This is a genomic window from Kribbella sp. NPDC051620, from assembly GCF_044453825.1.
Taxonomy (GTDB): Bacteria; Actinomycetota; Actinomycetes; order Propionibacteriales; family Kribbellaceae; genus Kribbella.
Genome location: NZ_JBITDB010000007.1, coordinates 212,327 through 238,785, shown reverse-complemented (window position 1 = coordinate 238,785; position 26,459 = coordinate 212,327). Strand labels below are relative to the sequence as shown.

At 68.3% G+C, this 26,459-nt stretch carries 23 protein-coding genes; 14 read left to right on the top strand and 9 right to left on the bottom strand.

The window, feature by feature from the left end:
• From ACIA12_RS34385 to ACIA12_RS34375, 3 genes are read right to left on the bottom strand one after another with little or no spacing between them, the layout of a single operon-like run.
• On the bottom strand, positions 1–696 hold the full coding sequence (locus ACIA12_RS34385) for a hypothetical protein (protein ID WP_396371455.1): 696 nt from the start codon (positions 694–696) through the stop codon (positions 1–3).
• A gap of 50 nt (positions 697–746) precedes the next feature.
• On the bottom strand, positions 747–1,397 hold the full coding sequence (locus tag ACIA12_RS34380; RefSeq protein WP_396371454.1) for a LuxR C-terminal-related transcriptional regulator: 651 nt from the start codon (positions 1,395–1,397) through the stop codon (positions 747–749).
• The gene (locus ACIA12_RS34375) at positions 1,388–3,316 is read right to left on the bottom strand and encodes a histidine kinase (protein WP_396371453.1); all 1,929 of its coding nucleotides are present in this window, start codon (positions 3,314–3,316) and stop codon (positions 1,388–1,390) included. Before ACIA12_RS34375 ends, ACIA12_RS34380 begins: the two co-directional genes overlap by 10 nt.
• 131 nt (positions 3,317–3,447) lie before the next feature.
• Between ACIA12_RS34375 and ACIA12_RS34370 the strand changes: the two genes are divergently transcribed.
• A complete protein-coding gene (locus ACIA12_RS34370) occupies positions 3,448–4,110 on the top strand; it encodes a hypothetical protein (RefSeq protein WP_396371452.1) in 663 nt (220 codons plus the stop codon).
• A gap of 53 nt (positions 4,111–4,163) precedes the next feature.
• Here the strand turns inward: ACIA12_RS34370 and ACIA12_RS34365 are convergent, their stop codons facing one another.
• Positions 4,164–4,508 carry a hypothetical protein gene (locus ACIA12_RS34365; RefSeq protein ID WP_396371451.1) on the bottom strand — a complete coding sequence of 115 codons (345 nt, stop codon included), beginning with the start codon at positions 4,506–4,508 and terminating at the stop codon, positions 4,164–4,166.
• A 219-nt stretch (positions 4,509–4,727) separates the two neighbouring features.
• Complete coding sequence (locus tag ACIA12_RS34360) at positions 4,728–5,711, bottom strand: serine hydrolase domain-containing protein (protein ID WP_396371450.1); 984 nt, start codon at positions 5,709–5,711, stop codon at positions 4,728–4,730.
• 152 nt (positions 5,712–5,863) lie between these two features.
• Between ACIA12_RS34360 and ACIA12_RS34355 the strand changes: the two genes are divergently transcribed.
• Together ACIA12_RS34355 and ACIA12_RS34350 are read left to right on the top strand one after the other, a co-directional pair.
• Entirely contained in the window at positions 5,864–6,868 is a 1,005-nt protein-coding gene (locus tag ACIA12_RS34355) for an RNA polymerase subunit sigma-70 (RefSeq protein ID WP_396371449.1), read from the top strand.
• A gap of 87 nt (positions 6,869–6,955) precedes the next feature.
• Positions 6,956–7,528 (top strand): dihydrofolate reductase family protein, encoded by a 573-nt coding sequence (locus ACIA12_RS34350; RefSeq protein WP_396371448.1) that lies wholly within the window; start codon positions 6,956–6,958, stop codon positions 7,526–7,528.
• A 40-nt stretch (positions 7,529–7,568) separates the two neighbouring features.
• Here the strand turns inward: ACIA12_RS34350 and ACIA12_RS34345 are convergent, their stop codons facing one another.
• The 4 genes from ACIA12_RS34345 to ACIA12_RS34330 form a co-directional block, all read right to left on the bottom strand.
• On the bottom strand, positions 7,569–8,696 hold the full coding sequence (locus ACIA12_RS34345) for a sialidase family protein (protein ID WP_396371446.1): 1,128 nt from the start codon (positions 8,694–8,696) through the stop codon (positions 7,569–7,571).
• A 1,084-nt stretch (positions 8,697–9,780) separates the two neighbouring features.
• A complete protein-coding gene (locus ACIA12_RS34340) occupies positions 9,781–10,242 on the bottom strand; it encodes an NUDIX domain-containing protein (protein WP_396371445.1) in 462 nt (153 codons plus the stop codon).
• Positions 10,243–10,277: 35 nt separating this feature from the next.
• Complete coding sequence (locus ACIA12_RS34335; RefSeq protein ID WP_396371444.1) at positions 10,278–11,501, bottom strand: helix-turn-helix domain-containing protein; 1,224 nt, start codon at positions 11,499–11,501, stop codon at positions 10,278–10,280.
• A 116-nt stretch (positions 11,502–11,617) separates the two neighbouring features.
• The gene (locus ACIA12_RS34330) at positions 11,618–11,953 is read right to left on the bottom strand and encodes a GntR family transcriptional regulator (RefSeq protein ID WP_396371443.1); all 336 of its coding nucleotides are present in this window, start codon (positions 11,951–11,953) and stop codon (positions 11,618–11,620) included.
• Between the two features lie 105 nt (positions 11,954–12,058).
• Between ACIA12_RS34330 and ACIA12_RS34325 the strand changes: the two genes are divergently transcribed.
• From ACIA12_RS34325 to ACIA12_RS34275, 11 genes are all read left to right on the top strand, one after another.
• Positions 12,059–12,307 (top strand): helix-turn-helix domain-containing protein, encoded by a 249-nt coding sequence (locus ACIA12_RS34325; protein WP_396371442.1) that lies wholly within the window; start codon positions 12,059–12,061, stop codon positions 12,305–12,307.
• Positions 12,308–12,420: 113 nt separating this feature from the next.
• A complete protein-coding gene (locus ACIA12_RS34320) occupies positions 12,421–12,828 on the top strand; it encodes a hypothetical protein (protein ID WP_396371440.1) in 408 nt (135 codons plus the stop codon).
• Positions 12,825–13,340 (top strand): Pycsar system effector family protein, encoded by a 516-nt coding sequence (locus tag ACIA12_RS34315; protein WP_396371439.1) that lies wholly within the window; start codon positions 12,825–12,827, stop codon positions 13,338–13,340. Before ACIA12_RS34320 ends, ACIA12_RS34315 begins: the two co-directional genes overlap by 4 nt.
• A complete protein-coding gene (locus tag ACIA12_RS34310; RefSeq protein WP_396371438.1) occupies positions 13,337–14,032 on the top strand; it encodes a hypothetical protein in 696 nt (231 codons plus the stop codon). Before ACIA12_RS34315 ends, ACIA12_RS34310 begins: the two co-directional genes overlap by 4 nt.
• Positions 14,032–16,428: a type IV secretory system conjugative DNA transfer family protein gene (locus ACIA12_RS34305; protein WP_396371437.1), complete on the top strand. Its 2,397-nt coding sequence runs from the start codon at positions 14,032–14,034 to the stop codon at positions 16,426–16,428. The genes ACIA12_RS34310 and ACIA12_RS34305 overlap by 1 nt, the downstream gene beginning before the upstream one ends.
• Complete coding sequence (locus ACIA12_RS34300) at positions 16,428–17,153, top strand: RRQRL motif-containing zinc-binding protein (RefSeq protein ID WP_396371436.1); 726 nt, start codon at positions 16,428–16,430, stop codon at positions 17,151–17,153. Before ACIA12_RS34305 ends, ACIA12_RS34300 begins: the two co-directional genes overlap by 1 nt.
• A gap of 64 nt (positions 17,154–17,217) precedes the next feature.
• Complete coding sequence (locus ACIA12_RS34295) at positions 17,218–17,979, top strand: hypothetical protein (protein WP_396371435.1); 762 nt, start codon at positions 17,218–17,220, stop codon at positions 17,977–17,979.
• Positions 17,976–19,457: a DUF2637 domain-containing protein gene (locus ACIA12_RS34290; protein ID WP_396371434.1), complete on the top strand. Its 1,482-nt coding sequence runs from the start codon at positions 17,976–17,978 to the stop codon at positions 19,455–19,457. The genes ACIA12_RS34295 and ACIA12_RS34290 overlap by 4 nt, the downstream gene beginning before the upstream one ends.
• Before the next feature lie 238 nt (positions 19,458–19,695).
• Positions 19,696–24,351 carry a MobF family relaxase gene (gene mobF / locus ACIA12_RS34285; protein ID WP_396371432.1) on the top strand — a complete coding sequence of 1,552 codons (4,656 nt, stop codon included), beginning with the start codon at positions 19,696–19,698 and terminating at the stop codon, positions 24,349–24,351.
• 26 nt (positions 24,352–24,377) lie between these two features.
• A complete protein-coding gene (locus ACIA12_RS34280; RefSeq protein ID WP_396371431.1) occupies positions 24,378–25,946 on the top strand; it encodes a hypothetical protein in 1,569 nt (522 codons plus the stop codon).
• 344 nt (positions 25,947–26,290) lie between these two features.
• Positions 26,291–26,455, top strand: a complete 165-nt coding sequence (locus ACIA12_RS34275) for a hypothetical protein (RefSeq protein ID WP_396371430.1) — start codon at positions 26,291–26,293, stop codon at positions 26,453–26,455.
• Positions 26,456–26,459 lie beyond the last annotated feature (4 nt).

Below are 26,459 nucleotides of genomic sequence, written 5' to 3'. Positions count from 1 at the left end.
TCAGCCTCCGCCGGCTGGGAGCCAGACGGCGGTGAGTTCGTCGGGGGAGGTCAGTATGGTCGCCAGTGTCTTGTCGACGAACTGACGCTCAGTGAGATGCGACTCCTCCACCTGGGTCCGCATCGCGTACTCGATCGCTTCGAGCACCGGGATCATCCGGAACTTCCATCGGCCGCCCTCACGCCAGAAGGTGAGGGAGAACGGGTTCGCCTTGCCGTCCAGGATCATCGTCACACTCGCGGAATCGACGGAGACCTTCACCTCGCCGACGGTCATCCGTTCGATCGCGCTGGTGTTGAGCTCACCCCGCCGGACGGCATCGGCCGCCAGATCGGTCGCCGACCACCGCCGGAGGTCCGCCGCCTCCACGCCTGCCCGTAGATAGAGCACCGCCAATTGATCACTCACCCGGGCCCGCCGCAGATACGGCTCCTTCGCCGTCAGGGCCAACTTCTTGAGCGCGGCGTAGTACGCGATGGTGTCGCCGGTCAACATCGACGCCGCAGCCTTGCCGTCCTTGGCCACCAGGGCTTTCTGGTATGCCGTGAACGCCTGCGCCACCGCCGCCTCGTCCGCCGCCGAGTCAACCCCGGAGACGCTCGCTCGGGGCAATGGCGTGGGCTCGGCCTTCTCCTGCGCACAACCGACCAACGCAAGGCACAGCATCCAGCCCGCAACCATCTGCCGCATATTCACCGGCTCAAGCTAGACGACTGCCCTGGTGCCGACAAAGCCGACTCCGCTCTTCAGGGCGAGCCCTGCAGAGCGGTCAGTACTGCGAGGACTCGGCGATGGTCGTCCTGGGCGCCGTGAAGGCCCAGTTTGCTGAAGATGTTGGCGATGTGGCTCTCCACGGTCTTGGGGCTGACCGTCAGCCGGTCGGCGATCGCGGAGTTGGACCGGCCCTCGGCCATCAGGGCCAGGACGTCGCGTTCGCGTTCGGTCAAGGTGGCCAGGGGGTCGCCGGCGGAGTCGGCGCGCATCAGATGGCGGACGATTTCCGGGTCCAGGGCGGTACCGCCGGCGGCGATCGTGCGGAGTGCGCCCATCAGGGTTTCGACGTCGACGACTCGGTCTTTCAACAAGTAGCCGAAGCGTTCGGCGTGGCGCTTCAGGAGTTGGGAGGCGAAGTGGGTTTCGACTGCCTGCGAGAGCAGGAGTACGCCGAGCTCAGGCATCCGTTCGCGCATTGAGATCGCCGCCACCGCGCCTTCGTGCGTGTAGGTCGGAGGCATCCGGATGTCCACGATCGCGACGTCCGGCTGGTGCCGATCGACCGCTGCGATCAGCGCGGTGGCGTCGGCGACGGTCTCGCAGACCTCGACGCCGGACTCGGCCAGCAGCCGGGCCAGGCCTTCTCGCAGCAGGGCGGAGTCGTCCGCGATGACTACCCGCATGGCAACACCGCCTTGACCTCCGTACCTCCGCCGGTCCGGTCACCAACGGACAGGACACCGCCCAAAGCAGCCACCCGATCGGCGAGACCTTGCAGCCCACGTCCCCGCGGATCGACCCCACCCACCCCTTCATCGAGTACTACGACTCGCAACCCGCCCGCGTCCTGCACCACCCGGATCTCCACCTCATCCACCCCCGCATGCTTGACCGCATTCGACACCGCCTCCGCGATCACGAACCACGCCGCGCTCTCGACAGCCACCGGGAATCGCCGGTCAACCACATCGAGCTTCATCCTCACCGGAATCCGGCTGGCCAGTTCATCGGTCGCCGCCCGCAGACCCCCACCAGCCAACGCGGCCGGTTGCAGCCCACTGGCCAGGTCGCGGAGCTCCTGCACGGTGAGGGCGAGATCCGTGATGGCGCGATCGACCTCGGCCCGTAGTACCGGCTCGGCGCCGTTGACCCGGGCGGATCGGAGCTGGAGAGCGATCGCGAGGATCCGCTGCTGAGCCCCGTCATGGAGATCGCGCTCCATCCGGCGGCGCTCCTCCAGATGAGCGCCGGCCAGCCGGGCCCGCGACTCGGTGATCTGCTCGACCTGCTTGGCGAGTTCGGCCCGCAGCCCCAGGTTGTCGATCTCGGCGGAGGCCTCGTGCACGACGGCCTGTACGACGCCGCGATCGACCCGCGACGGGTCGAACTCGATCCGCGCGCTCACGTTGCCCTGCCGCAGTACGTCGACGAAATCGGGGCTGGGCACGGCGACGCGGCCATCCGAGGTGACCCAGCCGTCGTCGGCCGGGAAGAGTGCCCGTACTTGAGGATCGCCGGTCGCCTCGACCAGCAGCGCGCCGAGATCGGCCGACTCCTTGAGGCCCGCCCGGACGATCTGGACGGCATCGAAGCGACGACGGTTGAAGCGCCGGTCGACCAGCCGCCGGGCCCACGTGTACGCCGGGCGGGCGACCCCGGCAGCAGCCAACGTCGCCAGGATCGTCAGGAGTTGCGCGTCGGGCCGTACGGGAAGGCTCTTGGTGATGACCACGACGACGGTGCTGAAGGCGGCGATGACAGCGCCGGTCGAGATCGCGTACGCGGCTGAGTCGGTGACGATCCGCTCGACGTCGTACAGGCGATACTTCGCCACGGACAGGGCCGCCCCCAGCGCGAGGGTGATGATGCAGACACTCAACAGCCAACCGGCGGCTTGTTCGAATCCGGCGTACGAGACCGCGAAGGAGGCGACGACAGCCGGTGCAAGTGGAGTCGCTCCGGCCACCAGCCACAGCAGTTGCCGGCGGGCCTCACCCCTTGCCCGGCGGAAAGCCGCGACGAGGACATAGACGGATGCGAGCAGGCAGAGGCCGAGCAGGGTCACCGAGATCGCTGCCAGAAGCGCGATCGGCCCGGCGAAGCTCGCGACCGCCCACGGGCTGACGAGGTCCTCGTACGGCTGATCGAGATGAGTGGAGCGAAACAGTGCGGCGATTTGGAACACCATGCCGCAGGCAACCGTCAGCACCGGCAGAATCCGCGAGGCCGGCCGGACAGCCGGCGTGAACTGGATGCCCAGGGCAAGGAACAGGAACCACCAGGCGAAGCTGGTGTCGCTGAACGTTGCCATCAGTGGGCCGTACGACGCCTGGCTCTTCAGTGCTGAGTCGGCGGCGAATTCGGCGAACCCGCTCCACGCCAGAGCGGTACCGAGCCCCAGGAAAGCCCAGCCGGCGGCCTGCTCGAAGACCCGCCAGGTGAGCATGACACCGACTACCCAGCAGACCAGCATGGCGACGAGGTACACGACATCGCCGGCTCCGCCGTCCACCCGTTCGCCGATCGCCACCTGCCCGGCGACGAGCGCAGGGGCGAGCGGCCAGGTGACCACCCGTGCCAGCACCCGCGCTGTCGTGCCCATCTCGTCATAGTGGCAGCAAAAGCGCCCGGAGTACTCAGGGACAGCCCTGACGCGAAGTCGGGTGCCTGCTCGGTCGTCCGCTCGAGCCGGCCGTCCGACGCTGGAGCTACCTCGAACCAAGGAGTTCCATCATGGCAACCACGACAAGCATTCGTACCTCCAGGAGCTCGGCCGTCAAGGTCGCCGCGGCCGCGGCCGTGCTCTTCGCCGTCGCGTTCTTCTGGACCGTCGCCAGCGTCGACGTCCCGCACAAAGCCTCCGACGAGACGCTGCTCGCCTGGTGGCAGCAAAGCAGCAGCCAGTTGGCCGGCATCGTTTCGCAGTACTGCGCAATCGCGGCGGCCGTGCTGTTCGTAGTACTGATGAACTACCTGAAGACGCTCACCGCCGGTACGCGGGCCGTCCAGTGGATGGCATTCGCCCGCTCGATGGGCCTGATCTTCAGCACCACGCTGCTCGTCAGCGCGGCCCTGCGCGGAGTGGTCGGCCACCTGGTCAAGGTCGATGGAGAGCCTCTGCCCGGCCTCGAAGTACTGCGCTACTCCACCGGTTTCACCTACAACCTGATGGGCAGCGTCGCCATGCTGGCCCTCGGCCTGACGATCCTCGCCATCTCGATCGTCATCCTGCGAACGGCAGTCCTGGCCAAATGGCAGGCGTACGTAGGCCTGGCCGCGTCTGCCGTCATCCTGGTCGCCAGCCTGATGATGATCGGCCAGTTCACCATCATCCTGTCCTTGCTCTGGTCCCTCTGCCTGGCGATCGCCATCTGGCGCCAGCCCACCAGGACCTAACCCAGGTACCACGCCTGTGGGCCTGCTCCGTCGTCCGCGCAACTTGGCTCGACTCAGAGATGTTGTTCGACGTTGAAGCCTTCCGCAGCAGGCTTGTCGGGTCCGCCCTCGTCAGGAGGCACAGGGGGGCCAGTCGTCGCCTTCGCGCCGGCCAGGTACCCAGCGATCGTGCCCAGCAGGGTGAAGGCGGAGGTCGTGAACTGCTCGTCCTTCCCCAAGAACGCCAGTGAGCCACCCAGCACCGCCACCGTGATCAACCCGAACAAACGCGCGAAGGTGATATTGAAATGCCCCTTGCTCCGGTCCCTCCGGCGCCGGTCGATAAAGAGGTAGATTCCGCCGAACAACAACAAGGTGCCGAAACCGAACACCAGAATCCACCGTCCGCCGTCCACCATGATTCCTCCCCCGTTTGAAACAAGCCCGATGGGCTCCCCTGGCCCCGACGCTCCTCCCAACGTCACCGGTAGTCAAGGGTCCGGAAATTGCAACTCGCACAGGCCCGTGAACCTGTACAAATCGCGCGATGTTCAAGCCGATGGCGCCGGCTTTGCGGTCCGGCCGTCAGATTGAGGAGGAGACGCCGTTCGGTGTCTGCTGCGAGGTGCCGCTTCTGCTCAGGATGTGAGGGCGCGGGCGATCGGCCAGGCGCCAGGGGAGGTGTTGGACAGTACGGTCCAGGTCGTCCCCGTCCGCGGATCATGCGTCGACTTGAACGAAACGCCCGCGTCGGACCCGACCAGCATCACCGTGTCGGTCTTCGCGTCCAGCCAGAACCCCAGCCCGTACCGCCTGCCTTGCTCCTCCGACAGGTCAACCCGTGGCCGGACAACCTCGTCAACCGCCTCCACGATCTCGCCGGCGAAAAGCGCCCGCCAGAACTTGGAGATGTCACCCGCCGTGCTGTGGATCCCGCCATCACCACTGGCCATCACCGGCAGATGAAACACATTGGACCGGTCCACCCCGTCGATCGGCAGATACCCCACCGCCGCATCCCCCGGCAACTCATCCCCACGCAGAAAGTCGGTCCTGCCCATCCCAGCCGGCCTCAGGACCCGGTCCCTCACCAGCTCGTGATACCCCACCCCACTGGCCCGCTCCGCCAGCAACGCCAACACCACAAACCCACCGTTGCAGTAAGCAAACCGCTCCCCAGCCCTGAACTTACTGGGATGCCCCTCCAACAACGGCAAAAACGCCTCAGTCGTAGTCAACTCCTGCGCAGCACCGACAAAGTAGTCAGTAATCTCCCCACCAGCCTCTTCATCCAGGTAATCCCCGATCCCAGATGTATGAGTCAGCAGATGCTCAACAGTGACATCATCCGCGATCAACGGCAGGTCTTCGCCGAGCAGCGATCGGGCGGTCGTCTCCAGCCCCAACATTCCGTCCCGGACCAACGACACCACCGCCAGCGCGGTGAACCCCTTGCTGCCACTGGCGATCCCGAACCTGGTATCCACTGTGTTGGGCACCCGGTAAGCGCGATTGGCCATCCCATAAGCCTTCGCGAACTCGACCTCCCCACCGCGATCAACCCAAACCACCCCAGAGAACCCGGTCTCCCCAGCGATCCTGTCGATATCCCCCTGTGCCATTCCCGCAGATTAACCCCGGCCCGCACCCACCCCGAACTCATTTAGGGGCGCCGGCCCTGCTCGCCGGACGGACCGCGATCAGTTCTGCTCTCTGGTGGTGTCTGTACGACGATGGGCAGGCCGGCCGGTCCGACGAGGGAGAGGTGGATGTGATGACAACTGACCTGATCTCGAGAGCGCGGTCCGGGGACGAGGAGGCGTTCCGGGCGCTGACCGAGCCGCACCGCCGTGAGTTGCATGTGCACTGCTACCGGATGCTGGGCTCGGTTCAGGACGCCGAAGACGCGTTGCAGGACACCCTGCTGGCTGCTTGGCAGGGCCTTGCTGCCTTCAATGAGCAGGCGTCGATCCGCACCTGGCTGTACCGGATCGCGACCAACAAGTGCCTCAACGCGCTCCGTGCGGCTCGCAGGCGACCGGCGAAGGCCTGGGACATTCCCGGGGTCGAGCCGCCCGAACCGACGCAACTCGGTGATGTCGTCTGGCTCGGACCGTTCCCCGACTCACTGCTGGATGGTGCGTTCGATCTGCCCGTCGGGCCGGCGGCGCGCTACGAGCAGACGGAGTCCATTTCCTTGGCATTCGTGACCGCACTGCAGTTGCTCCCTCCCCGGCAACTGGCGGTTCTGGTCCTGCGTGATGTCCTCGGCTTCCACGCGAACGAGGTCGCCGACATGCTGGACACCACCGTGCCGTCGGTCAACAGCGCGCTCGCGCGGGCACGGTCGAGCCTGGATCGACGACAAGCGCGGCTGCCGCAGGAGTCGTCCCCCGCTGCGGGATCGCCGGCGGAGGACGCTCTCGTGGCCGGGTTCGTCCGGGCTTACGAGTCGGCCGACATCCCGGCTCTCGTCGAGTTGTTCACCGACGACGTCTTCTTGTCGATGCCACCGATGCGGCTCGAGTACGAAGGCAGGGAACCAGCGGCCCGGTTCTTCGAGCTCCTGCTCATCCCAGCCCGCAGGTACAGCCTCGTTCCAACGCGAGCCAATGGTCAGCCCGCGTTCGGTGCCTACGTCCTCGGACCCGACGGAACTCGCCACGCGACCGGCCTGTTCGCGGTCACGCTCGCGGGCAACCGCATCAGGGCGATGATCCGGTTCGAGTCCAGTGAGTTGGCGTGGTTCGGGCTGCCGCTGTCGCTTCCCGGACAGTAGACAGGCCCGCGTTCCGCTCCGATCAGTTCCGCGTCGGTCCGGTGTCTACACCGTCAGCACTGACCCAACGGAACAAGGAGTACTGCCATGGGAAAGATCGTGATCAGCACGAACATGTCGCTCGACGGGGTCATCCAGGACCCGGACGGGCAGGAAGGTTTCCGCCTCGGCGGCTGGTTCGGCGAGTTCGGCGGCAAGGACCTCGAAGCGTGGACGAGGTTGGAGACCAACGAGGCGATGAATGCTCAGGCACTGCTGCTGGGTCGGCGCAGCGATGAGTGGTTCGCCTCCCGGTGGAACGGGCGTACCGGCGAATGGGCGGACAGGTTGAACAGCATGCCGAAGTACGTGGTCTCCTCGACCCTCGAGGAAGCGAAGTGGAACAACGCGACGGTCCTCAGCGGCGACGTGATCTCACAGACCTCCAAGCTGAAGCACGAGTCGACCGGGGACATCCTCGTCTACGCCAGCTATCAACTCGTGCGCACGCTGCTCGAGCACGATCTGGTCGACGAACTCCGCCTGGTGGTGTTCCCTGTCGTGCTCGGCGCCGGGGAACGCCTCTTCAGCGAGACCAGCGACAAAGTGGCGCTGCGCCTGAGCGGCACCCGGTCCCTCGGCGATGGCCTCGCATTCCTCACCTACGAGACCGTCCGGTAGCCGACGCGCACTCTTACCCGCGTAGTTCTGGAACGTGGCCTCATCTGCCTGGGGCGATGTGTGCGAAGAAGATGTCCGTAGGCCCGTTCCGGGCTTGCGGCGTCGACAGGCCGAAGATGGCGGCGAAGCCGGTCGGGAGTCCTGCCAGGCCTTGGTATTCCCCGAACCTGTTCAGCGCGTCAGGTGCCGCGGTGCGCAGATCGGTCGGCCCGGCGACATGAATTTGCCGCCAGGTCGCGCCGCCGTCCTTGGAGGATGAGAACCACAGATCGGCTGTTGTTGCTCCGTCGCCGGGGCGGTCGTTGCGCAGGTCGTACCAGATCACTCCGACGGTCCCGTGCTTGTCGACGGCGATCGCGGGCTCGAAGGCGAAGGCGCTCACGCCGGGCAGTGTGATCCCGGTCCAGGTGCGCCCGCCGTCGCCGGACTTCACGATTCCGATTCCACCGGCGGTAGGGGAAGAGCTGTTCTCGAAGGCGGCGTAGACGGTGCCGTCAGGTCCGACGGTCGAGCTGGGGTAGCCCGGTTGCGGGAGGATCTCACCCGTCTCGGGGTCGTGGAACTCCCCGGCGAGCGGCTTGAAACCGGCCTCGACGGGCGGCAGCCAGGTACGACCCTCGTCGAGTGAGCGCGCGGTTTGGATGGACGCTCGCTGGGTCTCGAAGTCGGCGCGGGCGAAGATCGCCAGCAAGGATCCGTCCGGCAGGGCCTGGATTCGCGGTGCCTGGTCAATTGCGAACGGCCCGGCACGGTCCACGAGAACGGGCCGCGACCACGTGACCCCGCGGTCGCGAGTACGCGCGAACGAGACAGTGTTCGTCCACGGCGGATCGACGTCCAGGCGGAAATTGGACCAGGTCATGTAGGCATGGCCCGATCGCGTGGGGCTGCCGGTGATCGCGGGCTGCTCGTTACCCCCGAGTCCGGGAGCGACTGTCGCCGGTGGAGCCCATCGACGACCGCCGTTGTTCGAATGGCCGGCGACGATGGCGATCTCCTCCGGCTCGGTGGACATGAGTCCGGCCTGTCCGCCGAAGTACGCCGTACCGTCGCCGCCGAAGGAGACCCAGGGATCGCTCGCGGTGTCGGAGCTGCCGCCGGTGCAGCGCGTGAGCCCCGGGATGGTGGTGCGGCGCCACGTCTTGCCGCCATCGAACGAGGAAGCCACGACATCATCCCGGGCATTCCAAACCGGAGAGACGTCCTGCTTCCAGGTGGCAACGAGGTTGCGTGGGTTCCTCGGGTTGACCGCGATGGCCGGCTCAACCACAAGCCCATCGACCTTGAGCTCATCGTGAAAGGCCCCCGGACAGCCCACCGGGAACGGCGTCGGCCCAGAGACCGCAGTCAGCGTCTTAACCCTGTATTGCGCACCAGTCGGCGCCGAGTATTGCGTGCCAGCCGGGGCCGATCGGTCCGCCGCCGCAGCGGTAGTCGCCGCCACGAGCGAGACCGAGGCGAGCCCGCTCAGCCCAATAGCAAGACGTGTTCGCCGATTCCGTCCCTGTCGCTGCGAACTGCTCACAAGATAATTCCCGTCCCGTCGGCCATCGCCGCCCCCGCCAACGGTGGCGAATGTCAGCCTGCCCCAACGACGCCTCCGCTCCTCGAGCGGCCGGGCCTATGTCATCGCCCCATCCCCAACCCACCCACCCTGCGCCCAACCACACCCCGAAGCAATGCCGAACGAACTTCCACCGATAACGGCCGGCCCCGGCGGATCGCGCCTCCACCTGCCATGCCCGTGAAGGCGCCGATGGCGGACGCGCAGTGAAGGTGCTGGGCCGTCAGGTGAGACCGCCGGGGTGCGGAGCCTGGCGGGGTGGGCCTGGCTGTCGGCGACGGGTGTGGTGGTCGCGGCGGCGGGACGAGCGACGGAGGAGCGAGGTAGGCGGGGGGTGGGGAGCACGGCGACGGAGGAGCCGCGCGGGGGCGGCGGTCGGACGAGCGACGGAGGAGCGAGGTAGGCGGGGGGTGGGGAGCACGGCGACGGAGGAGCCGCGCGGGGGCGGCGGTCGTACGGGTGAGGTGGTAGGCCCCGTCGGACTCGAACCGACAACCCGCGGATTAAAAGGCTGCGCGATGCAGTCTCACTGGCCCACCATAGGCGTCACCAGTGTCGCCCGGCACCGGTTTGGTGTCCTTCTCCCTCTCTGGTTGACCCCAGTTCGCGTCACGAACCATGTCACGCGACCCGTGAGCAGTGGCTGATTGCGTCGATGCGGTGCGCAGGCCAGCGTCGGCCCCCAACGTCAACGAGTCGGCTCCAGATAGATCGTCTGGGCGCGCCATAGCGCATCGAGCGCGGCGGCAACTCTTCGTTGCAAGCGAGCAGGGAGAACCTGAGGGAACTCCTGCGGCATGAACATACCCACGGCGTCGATCTCGGCCGCCTGAAGTCTGATGCGGTCGAGCTCCGATGGTGAGATCTGCCCACCATCGAAAACAAACAGGAGCTTGTCGCCTTCACCGGGCGCAGGGGCCCAGTCAACAACCAGTGGGCTACCGATTGCGCGCTGCAGGCCAAGCTCTTCCAATACCTCGCGGGCGCATGCCTCGCGGGGGGTCTCACCGGGCTCGACGTAGCCGCCAGGTAAGTCCCAGAGGGGTTTGTAGTTCGGCTTGACTAGGAGCACTGCGCCAGCCAGGTCACGAAAGATGGCGCCGGCAGCGACTCGCGGCTGAGCGACTGTGAAAGCGGTGTCAGTACTCACGAACCCGACTCTAGAGGACTGCGTCGAGGCTCCAGCTACACGACGTTGATCCGCTGCGCGAGGCCGGCTAGACCCACCGATGGCTTTCCACGTTGATTCCGGATCCAGCTCTGGACCAGGTGTCTGCTGATGTAGTGATACCGAACCTGTTCAGGTGCGAGCTGCTCGGCCTCGAGCAGCTTGCTGAGAGCATCGCCAGTTCGGTTCCTCATGTTCAGCGCACGAGCGATCTCAAGCTCATGGCGGACGCGACGTTCGATCGGCATCGAAGCTGTGTTGATCTGCGGGCCGAGATCGGCCGCCACCTGAACGTCGCCTAGCTCCATGGCCGTCGAGACTCGGTGAATGGCAACGTTGGTTGGGCCGAAAGCGGTCCACAGACGGTTGTCATCCCGTCCAAGACGTCGAGCGAGATCCGCGGCGGTGTCGAGGAAGGTCTGGGTGGCATCGCGGTTCTCGGCCCTCGCCGCAGCCATCGAACCGGCCAAGAGGAGGGTCCCGTAAACCGAGAGCATGGTGTCGTCGGCATCGTCCAGTTCTGGAGAGAGGACGTCCGCGGCGTGCTCTGTCAGGTGTACAGCTTCGCTATACCGACCAGTTGAGAGAAGCGTGTGCACGACCGACCGGAAAAGCGATCCTCGCACAGCGGCATTGTCAGTCTGCTGCGCAGCCGCGAGTCCTCGATCGGACGCAATCCATGCCAGGTCGTGTTCTCCCACCTTGATGAGGGTCGTCGCGGCGGCTTGGTAGGTGAGGGCAAGTATTCCGTGCGCGCGCACGGACTCGTCGCCTTCATACGACTTTGCTGCTAGCTGGCTGTCCTGTACGAGTTCTGCGATATGGCCCGTCACATAGCCGAAGCGAGACTCTTGGTATGCCTGCCAGATTGAATCCAGATTTGCTCCGAGCCGCGCGAGCGGGAGCGGCGGGCCGTCAGCATGGTGCGTGGGCATTTGGGTGATCCGTTGGTAGTCCATCAGCGCAGATCGCAGGCCAGGAACAGTTCGTGACCCACTATCGGCGGTCCACTCAAGGAGAGATGGCTCGTTGAGCAGGTCACCAACCGCGATGTCCAGTACTTCGGCGAGGCCTCTGATCACAGACAGTCGATCGATCTCGATCCGGCCGTTCTCGACCTTGCTGAGCCAATCGACAGTCCGGCCAACCAGGCCGGCGACAACCTCCTGTGACAGCCCACGCCGGCGGCGGTACCACGCGATCCGCTCGCCGAGGCTGAGGTGCCCTGTCATCCCGCGCATGCAACCAGTGTGACAGCCCGAGGCTGAACGACCCCGGAAAGTTTTTCCGGGTTACTTGGGACAACTGCACTTTCACTAGTCCCTATGGACTCCCCAGCAGCCTCAATTTCGCCTCCTCACTCTGGAGGCAACGCGGTCGTCTGCTGCTCCAGGGCGGCGACGCGGTCTCGCAGGTCGTCGAGGTCGCGCCGGAGCTGTTCGACGGTTCCCCCCGCGTCGCTTCTCCCGTCCGCGACGAAGACTCCTACTCCGTGGGAGGAGTGCAGGAGGCCCTCTGCCCGAAGATTGTCGATCGCCTTTCGAACCGTCATCAGCGCGACGCCGAACTCGGTTGCAAGCTTCGGCCCAGCCGGCAGTTGCTCGCCAGGTTGCAGTTCGCCCGAGGAAATGGCCGCGCGGATGGTTGCTTCGACGCGTGCGTACGCCGGGCCGGGGGCATCACTCAGCTTCATGAACTAACTGTAGTCCGGACTAGCTGAGCTAGTCAGGGCTAGTATTGCGGGAACAGCTAGACTAGTCTAGTCTAGTCAAGACTAGATAACTGAGGAGAGGTAGCGATGACAACAACTGAAAGCGACGCAGCGCAGGAGAAGACGTGGCTCACGGTCGAGGAAACCGCTGAACTGATGGGCGTCTCCGCAATGACGCTCTACCGCGTCATCAACGCGGGCAGCTTTCCGGCCGTTCGGATCGGGCGACGCATCTGCGTGCCTGCTCAGGCGATCGCCGAACTGGCCACAGCGGCCCTACGCACCGGCGCGACTGTCGACACCGCCGACTGGCGATCGGTGCTGATGACGGGATGAGGCGACCGGCGTCGTCCGCCCAGAAGGAAATCAAAGACCGGCCCCGCACAGGCGCCAACCAGAACAGGGCCGGTTCTCCCATCACTCAGGTACGAGTTCGAGAGGTCTACAGCATGACTGACGAGGTGCAGGGCGGCACGGAGTGGGTGCCGCGGTTTGGGATGTTGGAGGTTCCGGCCGAGCGGGCCGCACTGATCAGGGATCTGTTCGCGCTGGCTGCGTTCGTGGCCGATCACCCCGAGTTGCCGGTGCCGGTGGTTCAGGCGCGCTTCTACGGGCTGTTTGTTGGCGATGCTGCGCAGCGGTTCGTGGACCAGTTGGCCGTTGTCGAGCACCTCGCGGCGGCGCTGCCTGGCGAACCGGTCGCAGACGAGGACGGCCGGGTCGAGGTCGCCCGGCGGATGGGTTCGGTTGAGGTCATGGCCGTCGCCTACTCGCCGGAGTCGTGGGAGCGGTTCAACGCGCGTCACTCCTACACCGCCAACGTGATCACCGAGCCGGTGGCCGGTGAGGCCCGATGAGCAGCGGCATTGAGCTTGAGCTCGCGTGGCGGATGCACGACGCGGCGAAGGAGGCGATCGACAAGGCCGACACGAAGGCGGGTTTCGCGGCGACGGTGGAGACCGCGCTGGCGGCGGTGGTGCTGACCCTGGTGTCACGGTCGGAGGCTGCGCCGCTGGTCGCGCGGGTGTTGTTCGGTGTCGCGCTGGTGGCGTTGGCGGTGGCGCTGGGTTCGGCGCTGCTGGTGGTGGTTCCGCGCTTCTACAAGCCCGGTGATGCGTTGCTGCCGGGGGAGTTTCTGTACTTCGGTGCGGTCCGCCGCCGCACGGTCGAGCAGTTGGTCGACAACCATCTGGCGCCGACGTACGGCCCGAACAGGGTCGCCGAGCCGCTGGTGGCGGTCGTCCATCACGCCAAGCGTCTGGCGGGCATTGCGTGGGCCAAGCATCAGTGGTTGCGGGTGTCGTTCGTGGCCGCCGGGGCGGGTGCCGTGTTCACGGTGGCCGGCGTGCTGATCGGTGGTGCCCGATGACGGGGCGTGCGAAGTCGTTCGGGCCGGTGCAGCTTGCTCGGCACTTGGGCTGGCAGGACTTCCAGGTCTCGCGGGCAGTGCGGCGAGGCCTGATCCCTGCGCCGGATCTGGGCAGCCGCTGGTCGACCGGGCTGGCCGACGAGCTGGTGGCGCGTGCCGACATGCTCCGGGCCGAGGTTGGGTCGCTGCCGGACATGGGAGCGACGCGGGCAGCGCTGGTGCTGGCCGAGCGGCTCGGGTGCGAGGTGACTGCTGACGCGGTGTTCGAGTTGGGTCGGCGCGAGGTGTTGCCGATCACGGACTTCTACAAGGGCAATCCGTTGTTCGATGGCGGCGAGGTCGAGCGGTTCGCCGATCGAGTGGTGCTCGCCGAGGCGATCGAGGCAGGTCGCTGCGTGACTGCCGACGAGGCCGCCGTGTACCTGCGGATCCGCCGGGCCGATTTCGACCACCTGGTCCGCGCCGGGCGGGTCACGGCCGCGCGGTGGGTCTACGGCTCGTATCGCCGTTCCAGGCGCGCTGCCCCGCTGGTTGCGCTGTACCGGGTCGTTGACCTGGACGCGATCCAGGCCGCCTCGGACATCGATTGGGTCGTTGTCCGGGCCACCGAACGAGGCCGGGTCTCGCCGCTGGCGGCGTTGCCGACGGCAACCAACAACCAGAACGGGTCCGACGACGAGGAGGTGCAGTGATGAACAGGCGACCGACCGCCCGCGAGGGCGTTGTGATGCCGAAGTTTCTGGCCCTGTCGCTGCTGCTGGTGCTGGCGGGTTTCGCGCTGGTGCGGCTGGCGCCCTCGGCTTCGGCGCCGGTGGGACTGGTGGACGGTGCGGTGCGGGCAGGGTGGTGGATGACCGGTGTCGGTGGCGTAGGTCTGGTGACCGGCCTGCTCCTGTTTTGGCGGGTCGGTACCGGCCTGCTGCTGGCGGTGCCGTTGTGGCTGCTGCTGGCCGGCGCGGTCGCCACGGCTACGCACATGGACGGTGGCGCGGGCGGCTGGCTGATCACGGCCGGGCTACTGGTGGCGCTGTCTCTGGGTCTGCTCGCGGTGAACCGCACGGTCGGCGCGGGGGCCGTGTTCGCGGCCTGGCTGGTCTATGCGGGACTGCTCGCGCGGGTGCTGCCGGCCTCTGCCGGTGTGCACGGCTGGTGGTGGGTCGCGGTACTCGCCGGTGTCGCCGTGTTGGTGGCGACGGTGGCGCGGGTGGTGTTGTCGCGGTCGAGCTCGCGAGGCCTGCTGCGCAAGCTCGGCCGGGCCGGCCGGGAGACAGACGGAATGGCGTCGTCGGTGGACGTGTTCAAGGGCGCGTCGGCGCGGGTGCTGCGCCGCAAGGCAGCCCAGCTTCGCCCGCACCTGGCGCACGTTTCGCGCTGGGCGCGGCGCCGGACCAGTCTGGACGAGCTGGGTGTGAAGATCGCCCGTGTCGGGCTGGTCTCGGTGTGGTCGTCGGCCGAGGATCACACGATCACCTTCGGCGGTCCGCGCAAGGGCAAGACGCAGCAGATCATGAAGTACGCCCGCAAGGCGCCGGGCGCGTTGATCACCACGTCGACCAAGCTCGACCTGTTGGAGCACACCTACCAGCGGCGCGCTCAACGTGGCCCGGTGTGGCTTTTCGACCCGTCCGGTGTGATCCAGCCCGGATCGAAGCTCGCGGCGGCGCTGGCCGCCGACGACCGGGTGACGTTCGTCCGGTTCAACCCGCTGAACGGGTGCGAGGTCGCGGCCACCGCGATGGACCGCGCCGCCGACCTGATCGACGGCGTGGGGCGTTCGACCGACGGTGGCGGCGAACGGTGGGACGGCTTCGCCAAGCACGTCTTGAAGGCCTTGTTGCACGCCGCCGCGCTGGGCGGCTACTCGATGTACGACGTGCAGCGCTGGGTCGCGTCCCCGACGGATCACGCGATGCGCGAGGTGCTCTACGAGCTGAAGCTGGCCGGTAAGAAGGCCGAAGGGATGATGTCGGACGCGACGCAGTTCTTCAAGAACAACCCCGCCACCCAGTCCTCGATCACGACCGGGATCATGCCCGCACTGTCGTGGCTGTCGGTCGAGTCGGCCGTCGAGGCGTCCGCGCCGGGCGGGCAGCAGTTCGACATCGAGACGCTGCTCGCGACGCACGGCTCGGTGTACCTGCTGGGCAAGGACGACAACAAGATCGCGCCACTGGTCACGTCGCTGACCGCTGACCTGGCCCGTCGGGCCGAGCAGATCGCTGCCGGCCTGCCGGGGCAGCGCCTCGACCCGTTCCTGACGATGGTGCTGGACGAGGCCGCGCTGATCTGCCTGATCCCGCTGGACAAGTGGTCGGGCGACTTCGGGTCGCGTGGGATCTGCATGCACATCGCGGCCCAGTCCAGGGCGCAACTGCGCAAGCGGTTCGGTGACGCCGCGACCGGTTCGCTGCTGACCAACACCGCGACCAAGGTCGTGTTCGGCGGGTCCGGCGACGACGACGACCTGAAGTACTGGTCGACGCTGGCCGGTGAACGCGACGAACCGGCCATCACCCGCGACCGCGCCACGGGGTCCAAGCAGGAATCCCTGCGCCGCACGCCGGTGCTGACGCCGGGCCAGGTCGGAGAGCTGCGGGCGCGGCAGATGCTGGTGATCAGCAACAACATGCCGCCGGTCGTTGTCAAGACCCGGATGTACTACCAGACCTGGGATGTCCGCGCCGAGCGGTACGCCGCGAAGGCCCAAGCAGCCCGCGTTTGGTTCCTCGAGCTGCCCCTGGTCAAGGCCGGTACGGCGGCAGCCGAGCGGGCGGTCGACGGGGCCGGGCAGTGGCTGCTGTCGCGGTGCTCGTGGATGCTCGCGCCGCTGACCGGTGACGCACAGGTCGCGGCCGGCGGCCATGTCGTCGACCCGGTCCCCGATGCAGCACGTGCCGCCGTTGGGATGCGGAGCCGGGTCGCCGCCGCGATGTCGTGGCTGGACACCACCGACCCGCTGCGTGAACTGGTAGCCCGAGGCCGCCTGAACCGATCGACCCGCCAGGCCCGCGCGGCGCTCGCCGCCCGCGACACGACCCGCACAGCAGAGCGCGCGCTGGTCGGCCGCGACGACAACGGCGGCCAGTGATGACGACACACGACGAGCGCCCAGGCGTTCAGTGGGTGGAGTTGTGGGACGGCCGGTCGTGGCCGGGCCGGGTCCGCAACGGCCTGCCGGAGTTCCAGTTCGGGCAGGCCCCAGCCGGGTTGTCGACCCGTCGGCAGCTCCGCGCACGGGGGCTTTGCCGGGGCGGTCAGGAGCCGTTCGCGCGGCTGACGTGGAAACGCGATCAGCGGTTCGCGTGGCTGTACGTGGACGCAAAGGCCAAGCAGAAGCGGACCCCGACCGCCAAGCAGCTCGACGCCGTCGAGAAGGCGCTGGCGGCGCGGAAGGTGTGCGCCGAGTGCGGCCCGGTCGAGCACTACGTGCGCACCACCGACCAGCTGTGCGGCGACTGCCACACCGCCGGCGTCGCACCCACCGCGGGCGGCACGGACGGCTGGCGCACTGTCCACGACTGGCAGACCCAAAGCACCACTGGCCGGGCCGACACCACCAAGCAGGTCGACACCAGCGACACCGACGGCGCGGTGCAGGCCGACGACGACGGGTCCGATCAACCGGTGGTGGCGGCAGGGCGGGCCGCTGAGGCGCTGGCCCGTACTGCGGACCGAATCGCTGCCGCCGAGGCGGCACAGCGCGATGAGGAGCTGGCGCGCTGGCACGCCGACGACGACGCCCAGCGCGCCACCGATCAGGCCGACGCGAGCACCGATCAGCAATGGACCTACGACGAGAGGGGCGTGGCATGACAACCCCGGCCGCGACCTACGACGAGCTCGCCGCGCGGCTCACAGTGCAGGGAGAAGAGGACTGATGCAGTACGACGACGACAAGGACCCCGGCACCGCCGCGCTCGCGGCGACGGCCGGGCTGGCCCGCCAGCTCGACGCGATCGAGCGCGAGGTGTACACGCTGAAGCGGGGCGTCGACCAGGCCGCGACCAAGGACCGCGTCAAGAGCCTGGAAGGTGCAGTCGCGTCGCTCGGCAACACGGTCGCGGCGTTCGACGACATGCTGGCCCGGCTGACCAAGCCCGCCCGGCCAGGTAAGAGCACCGGCGACGACGCCGAGTCCGATGGCGGCCCAGAGCCGATGCGTTCGTGGCTGCGGCTGCCCGAGGGCGACGTGGCCGCCGTCGAGACGGTGCTGGCCGAGCTGCTGCCATGGATGGAGTCCATCTACCTGCGCTACGCGACGGCGCGTGAGTCACTGCCGCCGTGCTGGCTGTGGCACCCCGAGGTCGTCGAGGAACTGCTGTGGCTGATGGACGCCTGGTCGGCCGCCTACCAAGGCGATGAGGCCTGCAACAAGCTCGTCGGCGACTGGCACGACCGGCAGCGACCGGGCGTCTCCCGCCGGGTCGGTGAGTACGCGGCGGGCTGCAACGTGCTGGAGCACCGCGACAACGCCTCCACTCGCGCGGTGGTGGTGCCGCTGGCGACCGAGGCCAACCCGTTCGTGACCTGGTGGGCAGACGACCGCGGCGACACCGGCCCCGCACCGACCCCTGAGCAGATCCGCGCCGGCCGCACGGGCTTGTCCGCTGTGCCCGACACGGCTGGAGGACACCGATGAACAACCCCCTGATCACCCTGTCGGCAATCGACCTGCCGAGCTGGGCGCCGGACCAGGTCACAGGCCCGATGCTGGTCGCCGGCGGCGCCGGTCTATTGACGATCGCCGCGCTGGTGGCGGCTGTGGTGTGGGTGACCCGCCGCGCTGTTCGCGCCGTATCTACTGCGGTCGAGTCGGGCCGGTGGACGACCCGCCGCGTGCTGATCGTGGTCGCGATCATGGCCGCGCTCGGCGTCGCCGGGATCGGCGGTGCCCGGTCGTTCGGCGCGGTGTCGGAGAAGTTCGACAGCCCGCTGGTGCCGTTGGTTGCCGACGGCATGATCATCGCCTGCACCGCGCTGCGGCTCGCGGCCCTGACGCGCGGCTGGCGGATCCCCGGCGCTCTCGTGACGACGTATGTGTTCATCGGCGGCACGGTCTGGCTGAACATCGACACCGCCACCGGGATCGCCGACGCTCTGGCGCACGCCCTCGCGCCGCTGGCCTACGCGGTGCTGGTCGAGATGCTCGCGCATCTGCTGCGCCTGCACATGAAGCTGGCGCAGCCCGCGAAGCCGCGACTGTCGGCGCTGACCTGGTTCACCTCGCCGGTGATCACGACCCGCGTGTGGCTGCACCTGTCGCGGACCGGCGCGGACGACCCGGCCGAGGCGCGGGCGCTGGTTCAGCAGGTCGTGCGGATGGCGTCGCGGCTGGCGACGCTGTGCCCCAGCTACAAGCTGTGGCCGTTCGACCCGGCGAGGGCCGCGCGGTCGGCGTGCCTGCAAACGATTCGCGACGGCCTGCTGTCGGCCGGCGAACTGGCAGCGCTGCTCCCGGCCGCCGGCCGCCTGACGCCGGGTGAACTCCTCGGCCTGGTCGACTCGGCCGCACTCGGCCTCACCATCGTCAACCCGGCTTCGCCGGTGACCGGCGACGTACCCGATGCCGTCTCGGATCGGGCACCGGAGGTCACTGGTGCACCGCTGTGGCTGGTCGCGTTCCTGATCGGTGCACTCCGCACCGCACCGCAGACCGCACCGATGCCGCCCGCGACCCGCACCGAAGCACCCGCATCGGAGTGCACCGAGGCCGGTCGCGGTGCACCCGCACCGGTGCACGCACCGCACCGCACCGACAACCCCACCGAGGCTGCTGCGCTCGTCGTCGAGAAGCCGAGCGACGACGAGTTGCTGGCGGTGGTGCAGCGGCACGCCGCCGCGCACGGCGGTGCACCCCTTAGCCAGCGCGAGATCCGCCGCGCCACCGAGGAGGCCTTCGGTACGGCGGTTGGCTTCGGCCGCGCCAAGCGGCTTCAGGAGGCGGCGGGGTGGGCCGACTCTGCCGCCACGGCCGAGGGGGCGGGGGAGGCCCCTGAGCAGACGCGCGGCCAACTGCTGCTCCTCGCAGCGGCCGGGGAAGCCGACACCAACGACCTCACCGAAACCCGAGTCGAAGACTCCACCGACCTCGATCTCGAAACGAGCAGCAGCCGATGACCGAACACAGCAAGGAGCAATCGACCATCACTCAGCAAGAAGCCATCACCTCAGCACCCAGCACGTCAACAACAGTCCTCGCCACAGCCAGCAGCACAAACCCAACCCCAAAGATCGATCATGCACACCCATGCATCACGATCAAGTGGAGCCCCGACTCCGCTTCGCGTCGTCGGTACGGCCTGCCGCCTTCGGCGGCCCAGGGGCTGGCTCGGCCGGTCACGGCAGGTGGTGCGGCATGGCTGTGATGGGGATGCAGAGCGGTCATTCCGCGAGCTATCTGACCGGGTCGGTTGCGACCGGGCGGGAGAACTACTACACCGGCGCGGTCGCGGCCGGCGAGCCGCCGGGGCGCTGGTTCGGCCGCGGTGCTGAGGCGTTCGGCCTGGCGGGAGAGGTCGACACCCAGGACATGACCGCGCTGTATGAGCGCTACCTGGACCCGCGTGACGCGCGGTTCCGCGACCCGGCGCTGTGGGAGGAGGCCGACACGCTTGGTCACACCGGGCGGGCGTACAAGACCGAGGCCGAGGTGTACGCGGCTGCACTGGCCAAGGAGCCCGGTGCATCCGCGGAGCGCCGCGAGGAGTTGCGGGCCGAAGCGGGTGCATCGGTGCGCAGCAACGTGTCGTTCTTCGATGCGACGTTTTCGCCGCAGAAGTCGATCACGGTGCTGCACACAGCGTTCGAGGCCCAAGAGGTGGAGGCGCTCGGTGCAGTCGAGGCGGCCCGCGGTGCACTGGCCGGTGCACGCCGGTCCGGTGACCGCACCGCGGTGCACCGCTTCGTCGGTGCGGTGCGCACCGCTCAGCGCGAAGCGGTGCAGTGGGGTCAGCGCCGCCAGGCGATCGAGGACGCGATCTGGGCCGGGAACAACGCGGCCTTGTCGTACTTGCAGGACAAGGCCGGATACACCCGTGTCGGGCACCACGGCGGGGCCGCCGGCCGCTGGGCCAAGACACCTGATCTGACCATCGCGTCGTTCTTCCAGCACGACAGCCGCGACCACGACCCGCAGTTGCACATCCACAACGCGATCCTCAACCGGGTCCAGGGACCCGACGGTAAGTGGCGCACCCTGGACGGGCAGGCGCTGCACCGGGTCAAGCCCGCCGCTTCGGCGGTGGGGGAGCGGGTGATGGAGCAGCACCTCGCGCGGGCACTCGGGGTGCAGTTCGTGATGCGTCCGGACGGCAAGTCGCGCGAGATCGCCGGGGTCGACCAGACGGTCATGGACTTGTTCAGCAAGCGGCGGCGCGCGATCACGAAGAAGACCGCGCCGCTGGTGGCTGCGTTCGAGAAGAAGTGGGGCCGCGAGCCGAACAACCTCGAACTCGCCTGGTTGCAGGAGACCGCGACCAAGGCGACCCGCAAGGCGAAGTCGCACGACGGCGAGACCTACGAGGCGCGGTTGCAGCGCTGGGACGCCGAGCTGCGCGCCCACCTGCGCGGGGGACTGGCCAAGGTTGCCGCCGACGTGCTGGCGACCCGGCAGCGGCAATGGCTGCCCGGACGGATCAACAGAAGCAAGGTCCTCGAGTTGGCGCTGGCCGATGTGCAGTCCAAGCACGCCACCTGGCGCGCGGCCGACCTGACCCGCGCGATCAGCGACGCGCTGCCCGACAACCTCGGCAACGTGCGACCCGCGCGGGTGACCCGGCTGCTGGACAAGCTGACCGAGCGCGGTCTGGCGATGGCGCAGCAGGTCGACACGAAGAACCGTGGCCAGGCCGGGGAGCTGCCCGACGCGTTGGTGCGCAGCGATGGCCTGTCGGCCTACGAGGCGCCGGGCGCTGCCCGGTACGTCACCCCGGACCACCTCCGGGCCGAGCGGAAACTGGCCTCGGCCGGCTATGCCCGTGGCGCGGAGGCGATGACCACCGCCGCGACGGATCTGTTCGTGAAGGAGCTTGCCGCTGCCGGGTTCGAGCTGGGCGCGGACCAGGCCGCCGCGGTGCGCGGGGTGTTGTCGAGTGGGGCGAAGGTCGAGACGCTGGTCGGTCCGGCCGGTACCGGCAAGTCCCGCGTCGTCGGCGCACTCGCCAAGGCGTGGCAGGACCCGGACCTGTGGGGCGGCCAGCAGCACCGGATGGTGGGTCTTGCCGCGTCCCAGGTCGCGACCGAGGTGCTGGCCGCTGACGGTGTGACGGCGATGAACATCACCCGTTGGCTCGACACCCAGCGGTCGCTGGCGATGGATATCACCTTCGACGCACGGTGGGAGGCCTGGCGGCTGCGGGCCGGTGACCTCGTCGTGGTCGACGAGTCGGCGATGGCCAACACCAGCGACCTGGCAGAGATCCACGCCAAGTGCGAGCACGCCGGCGCGAAGCTGCTGCTGGTCGGCGATCACCGCCAACTCGCCGCCGTCGGCGCCGGCGGCGGGATGGAGCTGGTCACCGCGAACGCACTGACCCACGAGCTGGTCGAGACGCGCCGCTTCCGCGCGGGTTGGGAGGGTCCGGCGTCGCTGCGGCTGCGCAGCGGTGACCAGACCGTGCTGGCCGAGTACCACAAGCAAGGCCGCATTCTTGACGGCGGACACATCGAGTCCGCGCAGCGCTCGGCGATCGACGCGTGGCTGGGCGACCACCTCGACGGCCTGCACGCGTTGCTGATCGTTGACAGCAACCTGCAAGCCGCCGAGGTGTCGGCGCAGGTCCGTGCCCGGCTGGTCGAGTACAAACTGGTCGACGACGAGCGCACCGTGGCGCTCCACAGCACCGGCAACCGCGCCGGCCGCGGCGACCTGATCCAGACCCGGCTCAACGCGTGGCAACTGAACGGGTACCGCGGCAACACCCGCGCGGTGTTCAACCGCGACGAGTTCGAAGTGGACTGCGTGCTGGACGACGGGTCGCTGCGGGTGCTGCCACTGCTCCAGGGCACCCGCACCCCGGTGCCCGGCGAATCGCTGGTTCTGCCCGCGCAGTACGTCCGCGATCACGTCGCGCTCGGCTATGCCGCGACCGTGCACTCATCGCAGGGCATGACGGTCGATTCAAGTCATCTGGTCACGACGCAGAACACATCCCTGTACGCGCTGTATGTCGCGATGACCAGGGGCCGGGCCAACAACACCGCGCACGTCGTCACCCAGGCCCTGGCCAAGGAGTCGGAGTTCGGCCAGACCAACGACGCGGTGCAACGCTCGCCGTTGTCGGTGCTGCGGGCAACGTTCGACCTGGACGACCCGCAACTGTCGGCGTTGCAGGCAGCCGCCGAGTCCGCTGCCGAGGCGAACCGGTTGCGGACACCGGCCGAGCTGCTGGCCGACGGGATCGCGCTGGCGACCGCCGATCGCACCAGCGGGTGGCTCGACGAGCTGACGGTCTCCGGTGACCTCACACTGGCGCAGCGCAGCGCGCTGTCCACCGAGGACGGGGCCGGGACGTTGGCCAGCCTGCTGCGGCAGGTCGAGCTGGCAGGCAAGGACGCACGCCAGGTGCTGACCGACGCCATCCGGCGACGCAGCCTCGACGGTGCCCGCAAGCTCAGCTATGTCATCCAGGACCGGATCAAGCACGCCGGCCCGTTCGACCCGGACGGGGACACCTACATCGACCGGCTTCCGCAGGTCGACAACCCGCAATGGGCGGCCTACCTTGCCGACCTGGCACGCGAAGCCGACGCCCGCACCGTCGAACTCGGCCACCAGGTCGCGGCCGAGCAGCCGCAGTGGGCAGTCGAGGCGTTCGGGCCGCCACCCGCAGCCGACAGCGCAGCTCGCGACGAGTGGACCACCCGCGCCGGGCAGGTCGCCGCGCACCGTGAAGTCATGGGCTACGACGCCCCCGACGACGCACTGGGCCGGCCCCCGAAAGCCGGGCAGGTCGAGGCGTACGCCTCGTGGCGGACCGCCTGGCGTGCACTGGGCCGGCCCGAAGCCGACCACGCCGAGGCGTCGATGTCGAACGGGCAACTACGGGTCCGGGTCCGCGCCTGGCAGCGCGAGCTGGCGTGGGCCCCGCCGTATGTGAACCAGGAACTGGCCGGAACCCGGCAGAACGCCGACCGCGAACGCCGCACCGCGACGCTGCGCACCGCCGAAGCGGAGGCGTGCAACGACGAATCGACCCGCGCGCGGATGCGGGAAGAAGCCGAACAGGCCAAGGCGCTGGCCGAAGCGCTCGACCTGCGCGCCGCCGAACTGCAGACAGTCGACGACGCCCGCGCGGTGTGGCTGGCCCACACCGCCCAGACCAAAGCCGCCGGTGAACGCGCCGAGTACGAGCTCAAGAGACGCGGCATCGACAACACCGACACCGGCCCCACCGCAGCCGAAGTCCTCGACGAGCTGGATGCCGAAGACACCCACGAAGACACCCACGACGACGCAGATTGGCGCTTCGTCGACGAACAGGATCTGGCCGAGGTTGCCGACGCCCGCGAACGCGACTACGCCGAGGCCCAGCCGGGTGACGAGTTCGTCGAGGCCGAGCTCGTCGATGACCAGCTCGACTCCGCATCCGAAGAGCAGCTCGACGAATCCGAGTTCGTAGACGCCGAGGTCGTTGCCGATGACAACACCAGCGCAGATCTCGACGACACGGCCGACGAGACCACCACCGATGCGGCCGACATGGATCGGGCACGCGAGGAGCTCGCTCCAGTCGATGTCCGCGAGATCGCCGCAACCGAGCAGCCGGTGGCCGAGGCCGACACCCCGACTGTGCCGAGCGCAGACGAGACCGCCGAGGCGGCCCGGCGCGCGAAGCGAGCGCTGATCGAGGTCCAGCACCGCCACGCGATCGACGAAAGCCACGACGCCGGCGCGGACGACGCCGCCCGCGATGACGAGCTGGCTCGTTGGCACGCCGACGACCAGCTCCGTGCCCGCGAACAGCAGATGACACACGATGCCGCGCTGGTCATAGACCGACGCGACGACTAACCACCCACCGCAAAGGAGCACACACCATGACCGATCAACCACGCTGGCAGCAGCAGATGCTGGCCCAGCCGTCCGGACAAGCCAGAGCGCCTCAGCAGCACACAGCAAACACCAGCCGACCCCCGACAGCAGCGGCAGAAACCGATCTGTCCACGATGGCCGGCCAGGACCAGTGGGCGAGTGTTGACGATTGGATGGAGCACGGGACGCCGCCTGATCTTGGGCACAGCGAGTTCATTCGTCGTCTCGCGCGGCAGGCCGACGCTATGGTCGCGGCCGGTGATCTCGACACGGCCAGTCGGCTGCGGACCGTCGCCGACCAGATCAGCGACCACGCCCAAAATGACGAGTCGTCAGCCATGAGCGCCGCGATCGACGCCCCGGATCGGCAGGTGTCCATCGAGCAGTCCCGCGCGGAAGCGCGGGCGGACATGGACCGGCTCCTGGCCCTCTACGACCTCCAACTTGCGCCCGCCCTGCTAGACGAGCAGCACACCGAGAACGACCAGCAGCAGTCCAGCAGCGCCACGCACGAGAGCGACTACGAGGCCGGGGCGCGGTTGCAGCGTGAACGCGGCATCGAGCGGGCCGTGCAGCACGCCTACGGGATGGCCGACGTCGAGACTGACTTCCCGTCGGCGTGGCTCGAACTCGAGTCGCTGCACGGCGAGCTGCTACGAGAGGCCCGGCAGGCCGGCCGCGAACCCTACAGCCGCGAAGACATCGACGCGGCCGTGGCCCGGATGACCCGTGATGGAGCAACCGACGGCAGCACAGTGCGGCTGAGCACCGATCCAGACACCGGCCGCGCCCGTGTCATCTTCGAGGACCCAGCCCCTGCAGCGCGCGACGATCTCACCGACACACCGGCCGCGACGGCCGACACTGACCACCAGGTCGCCGCTGAGGTCGTCGCCGACGAGTCGTTGTCCGATGACGGCGCTGAGTTCGCGGAGAAGTCCATCGAAGAACACTTCGAGGACTCCATGGAACACGAAGCCGCCCTTCACTACGGCGACCTCGACCACACCGAGAACCTCGACGCCGCCGATGGCACCGAGGACCCGGTACGTGTGGAGCTGCGGGGAAAAGGCTGGCTCGGTGACCCGCTGACCGATGCGGACAGGGAGACCGCGTGGAAGGCCAGCGGCGGCCTAACCGCCGAACGGGAGCGCCCGCCGTACGGCGACTGGGCTGCACCCAGCTCCGACCAAAGCCAGGAGCCAACCCGCATGGTCGAGGACCAGGCCGCCGAGACCCACAACGACAACAGCGACGACGCGGCCAACTCCGGTGTTTCGGAGTCGAGGAAGGCAGCCGAGGCTGCACCGGCCGTAGAGAAATCGGCCGATGCGAAAGTGGCCGATGAGCCGGTTGCGGTGGCCGAGACGACGGCGTGTGCGGTCGCGGTGACGCGTGCGCGGTGTGTGGTCGATCGGGCGCGGCAGCAGCTCGACGCCGCGGAGCAGGAATCCGCGACCGAGCGTGATGAGGAGCTGGCGCGCTGGCACCGCGACGACACCGCAGCACAGGCAGAAAACGAGCACCGCAAGGACACGAGCGCGGCGCAGGTCGATGGCCCGGCGGGTCTGTAGCGCGAAGCGCTGACCAGGCTCTCCCGCCCCTGGCGGGCGGGAGAGCGACCCGGCCCTAGGGGGCCGGAGCAAGAACAGCCTGGCGCGGGTATGGCGGGCGGCTAACAGACCGTCCCCCTCCACCCGAATCGGTGCTGGCCGTTCTCACCTGGAGGACGGCGGCGCTCGCTTCGCTCACCGGTCGCTGCGCTCCCTCGCACTTGTCCACCACGTGACAACGGCCAGCACCGATTCGCGCGGAGCCTCTTGGACGGCCTGTTAGGCGGCAGTAGCCGGCAGGCCCCCAAGAACGGGGCTGCCGCCAACACAACGCCCACCAGCGACCAGGCGCCAGGGAGCACACCATGACCAAGAAGCAGACCGCCGGAACCCCCACCCCATGCCCCAAGTGGTGCAACCCGAAGAAGCACGTTCTGTGCGGCGGACCGCTGTGCTGCCCGCACGTGCACGAGAAGCCCCGACCGGCCCGCAAGACCCGGACGAAGCTCTTCTCCCGGTCGGGCTGGTGACGGC